Genomic DNA, 502 nt, shown 5'->3' on the forward strand with positions numbered 1-502 from the left:
AAGCGAAGGTGTGACCTTCTGCTTCAATAGGTGGGAGCGCGTAAAATTGAGGTGAATGTCAGACAGGTGAGGCAGGACTGTCAGAGGGTTGGTTCAGAGAATTTGTGCGATTGGCGAGGAACGGCCATCTGTTCTTTTGAAGAGCCTAGAGAAGTGGAAGAAGAGGTCTGTAACGGATAGCCATGTATCTGATGGGAGCCGGCTCCCTTGCGGCGATCAATATCTGTGGCTGCTTCGGTCGCCACTGTAACAATCAGATACCGGTCACATCAGTGCACGCTTAGCATACCGTTGATCTTAAAGTGTCCAGCTGATCGCTCCACCACTGCATCATTCTCACGCGCTCATCCCAGTATTGAGTTCGATTGTATGCGGCACGCACCGCATTGCTGTCTTGGTGTGCCAATGCTCGCTCGATCGCATCCGGGTGGAATTTGCCGCTCTCATTCAAAAGTGAACTAGCTGTCGTGCGAAAACCATGTGCGGTCATTTTTCCAGCGTA

At 51.4% G+C, this 502-nt stretch carries 1 protein-coding gene; it reads right to left on the bottom strand.

Annotation, left to right across the window (positions count from 1 at the left end; genetic code table 11):
- Positions 1 to 280 precede the first annotated feature (280 nt).
- Positions 281 to 502 (bottom strand): tyrosine-type recombinase/integrase (locus FCS21_RS16940; protein ID WP_371287251.1); only part of this gene is annotated, 222 nt, incomplete at its 5' end.

The sequence above is a fragment of the Colwellia ponticola genome, from assembly GCF_005885605.1.
Classification (GTDB): Bacteria; Pseudomonadota; Gammaproteobacteria; order Enterobacterales; family Alteromonadaceae; genus Colwellia; species Colwellia ponticola.